This window comes from Dialister sp. (assembly GCF_036343215.1).
Lineage (GTDB): Bacteria > Bacillota > Negativicutes > Veillonellales > Dialisteraceae > Dialister.
The window spans coordinates 1-3,914 of record NZ_JAZASU010000133.1 but is presented as its reverse complement, the minus strand read 5'-3'; the positions used below and the strand labels follow the sequence as shown (position 1 = coordinate 3,914).

General features: G+C 49.6%; 2 protein-coding genes. Both read right to left on the bottom strand.

The annotated features are described in order from the left end of the window. Positions 1-424: 424 nt before the first annotated feature. Positions 425-1,879 (bottom strand): hypothetical protein, encoded by a 1,455-nt coding sequence (locus tag VZT47_RS09650; RefSeq protein ID WP_330224754.1) that lies wholly within the window; start codon positions 1,877-1,879, stop codon positions 425-427. 392 nt (positions 1,880-2,271) lie between these two features. Continuing rightward, the gene (locus VZT47_RS09645; protein ID WP_330224753.1) at positions 2,272-3,165 is read right to left on the bottom strand and encodes a M48 family metalloprotease; all 894 of its coding nucleotides are present in this window, start codon (positions 3,163-3,165) and stop codon (positions 2,272-2,274) included. Positions 3,166-3,914 lie beyond the last annotated feature (749 nt).

The window sequence follows — 3,914 nt, the reverse complement described above, 5'->3', positions numbered from 1 at the left end:
GTGGAACCAGATCATGGCGGAAGTTAATCTCCTTCTCCCTGGCTTTATTGATGAACAGGATATTGAAGAGCTTTCATTAAGCCGATAAAAATAATTTACACAAAATGCTTGACAGTCCCGATGATGATAAACGCAGGGCTCTCCATAAAAATGGGCGCCTTCCATGTTTTAAGGCGCCCTCTTTCACAAACCAAGAACCACGGACCACGAATCACGAACCACAAACCACGAACCACAAACCACAAACCACGAACCACAAACCACGAACCACAAACCACGAACCACAAACCACAAACCACAAACCACGAACCACGGACCACGGACCACGGACCACGGACCACGAATCACGAATCACGAACAACGAACAACGAACAACGATTCATCCCATGTGAAACAAACTAGAAATTGCAGGCCTGTGCAAAGATTAGGGTTTCAGCTCAGCTACCTGTTCCTTGATGCTCTTCACGTTCTCCTGTATTTTTTTAATCGTCTTCATGGGCCCTTCGTTATCGGCGGCTTCTTTGAGGCTCATGATTTTCCCTGTATCCTTGTCCACCAGTTCGATATTTTCCAGATGAAGTTTTCCATCGATGATATGGAAGGCATCGGTGCGGATGATGCCGAAATTCGTATCGATAGCCACATCATAGAAGTCGACAGCCCTGTACCTGTTATTAAAAGTACCGCTGATGCTGTTGAAAGGGGCCAGCATGTAGAAACCTTTTCCTGTGGAGAATTTCCCGAAAGCCACGAGATGTCTGGAATCTCCGTCGCAGTGGATTTCTCCGTCCAGTTTCACGAGACAGTAGAATTTCGGCTCCTTCGACGGAATGCGGCTGTCCAGGTCTTCGCCGGAAAGGTAGATATGGTAGGCCCTGGTATCGATATTATAATCCCCATAGGCATCCACGGTTCCTCCATAGACTCTGGCATGGACGTCCCGGAAGGTCATGAGTCCGCCCTCGTAATGGATATTTCCTGTCACTTTTGAAAAATCCAGGGCCGGGATGTGGAGTTCGTCCATGGAAAGTTTTCCTTCTCCCACGGGATGGGAAATCGGTCCGCCGCCATGGATGGTAAGGGTCATTTTATCGTGAATATCATCGCCCAGACCGAGAGAGGCAGGATCTACACCTCTGGCGGTGAAATCAATGATGGCGGGAAGCCCTTTTTCTTTGAAATTGATTTCGCAGGAAAGATCGGCCCCGTCACCCACCGCGGTTCCTCCAAAGGAGCCCGTTTTGAGATTCAGACGGGTCATGCCTTTCGTGTCGATTTCACTGGAAAGGTTTACATGCCTGACAATATAGTGCCGCTGAAGGTAAAAAGCTTCCATCCTGGCATCGATGAGATTCAGTTTTGTCCTGATAGTCCGGCCGGCCCGGTTGAAATTGGAAACTTTCTTTTCCAGCCCTTCGATGCCGCCTTCTTCTTTTTCTTCTTTCTTTTCCTTCCGTTCTGCTTTCCGGTTCACGAAATCCACATTCATGTCTTCATCGAAATTCACGGCAAAGGAAGGCCGGATGAGGGTCAGTTCCTGTACCGTGGTGGAAGCAAAATGGCCGCGGAGGATATCCCACGGATTGACCCGGAAAGAACCCTCCGGCACCCGGAGCACCGGGTCCCCATCCGGATCGTCCCAAGAAAGATTGGTGAAAGTGACGCCGCCGTGAATATTGGCCGTAATCGTTTCGACGGTAATGGTCCCGCGGAGCATATCCTGCCGGGTGACAGCATAGTTGAAAACCTGGGCCGCTCCGTAGGAAAGGATCTTTGCTGCCAGGAGGATGAGGGCAAAAATGGCGATAAGGAGCCCAAAGAGGTAGAGGACGTATCGTTTCCACTGATGCTCTTTGCGGAGGGTCGTTAACTTGCTCATTTCTGCTCCCTTGGGGATTCAAACATAGAGGGAATCGTTCTTCGTGATTCGTTGTTCGTTCTTCGTGAAGGTGTGCCGCTTTCACGGCACGAGTATATAGGGGGAATTTGCACAGACGGGGGAAATAGGGGTAGAACAGCCCCTTACTCACCGCACGGAAAGATCGGATTGGGGATTTCGGATTGCGGATTGCGGGAAGGTGTGCCCCTGACGGGGCACGAGTATATAGGGGGATTCTGCACAGGCGGGGAAATACCGGTCAGATGATTTATTACTCCTGCTTCATTTGGCAGGAGGGTTGAATGGGTTCAACATAATCATACATCAATAAGAGAAAAATAAAAATGGGCCGCCTGATTTGGCGGTCCGTTTTTTGCAGATTTCATACGGATTCAGTCATCCCAGAAGCCCGATTCCTGCTGCTGTTTTTCCACGATTTTCCGGATGGCCTTCACTCTGGCTTCGGTGTCGGGATGGTCGCAGGCGATTTTCTGGAAAATATTCATCTTCTGATTCCCGGTGGCTTCCTCCAGACGCACGAGGCTCGAAGCCAGGGCCGGTCCGTAGCCCAGTTCTGCAGCATAGGCATCGGCCTGGTATTCATTCTGACGGCTGCCGAAACGGGAAATGAGGAAGGACGGCAGATAGGTCAGCATATTCAGCATATTATAGATGAGGGTCACAAAGAAAACGAAGATGTTGAGCACCCAGCCCAGGAAAGGAATGAAAACGAGGAGGCGGCAGAAAAAAGAAACCGTATTGAAGACGAAGGCAATGACGTTCGTAAACCAGTCCATGCCGGTGCAGAAGAGGAGAGTCTTCGTGTGACCATGCCGGATATGGCCCATTTCATGAGCCATGATGGCCGTGATTTCATCCTGTGGGAAATCCCGGAGCATTGGATAGAAGAAAGTGATGGTCTTTCCAAGGGCAAAAGCGTTGTATACATCCTGGTGACTCACATAGAGAGGATAGTCTTTGGGGTTTAGATTTGCCCGTTGGCAGATATCATCCAGACTTTCCTCCATGATGGCCTTTTCCTGCCCGGAAGCCCGTCTGGCATTGCTGGTGGTGCGGGCAAAGATGGGAGTCAGTAAACCGGAGCTGGCGATAATGCCCGGAATCAGGACGGATGCCAGGGTCAGCTGGATCACCAGGGAGGCATCCGCATTCGGGTCGGCCTGATGACCCCAGAGCGGGGCTACTCCGACTACAATGATCCAGAAATAATAATTCAGTATAAAATTCACGATAAAGGTGAGGACGATGAGTATGACGTTTCCCATGGAAATCCCTTCTGTCTTTAAATTTGATGGTTTAATCATAGCACGGAATTTTCAGTTTGTGCACTGGGGATTTGGTGGAATACCTTTAAACCATACAGGAAATTTGTGGGGAAATACTTTTGATTCGGGGTTGTCGGGATTATCGGGGTTAGTTTCGGGGCTGTCGGGAAGGATGCGCCCTTACGGGCGCAAATTTTGACAGGGCCTTCGGCTCTCAATTGGCGTGAATGAGATTTATTTCAAATGTGCCGGAAATTATCCTACCTATTGCCTTGGACCTATAGTACACCCTTCACCCGCTTCGCGGGAGCTTCCCCTCAAGGGAAAGCAGGGTGAGAGAGTGCTGCCTGCGAATAGACTCATTAACCCCAATGTGCAGTTTCTCGCCCTGAACAACCGTGCAGTCGGTCATCCTGCAACTCATTAACCCCAATGTGCAGTTCTTCACCACGAATGACCGCTCAACTGGTCAGCCTGTAACCCATTAACCCCAATGTCCAGTTTCTCATCAGAATGGGCAGAAAGCTATTAGCTATTACCTTTTTGACTCATGCATTTTCCACGTATTGTTTCTCTGCGAACTGATAACTAACGCAAAAAAGCCGCCTGCCACGAATTGTGACAGACGGCTTTTGAGCACGAAAACAAGTCCTCCTGTAAATGAAGGACTGGAAGATAGAGCCGGGTTCCCAGAATTCCGGGACATACTGATCAATCGGCAGCAGAAATCGTAATGGGCGTATGCTTCT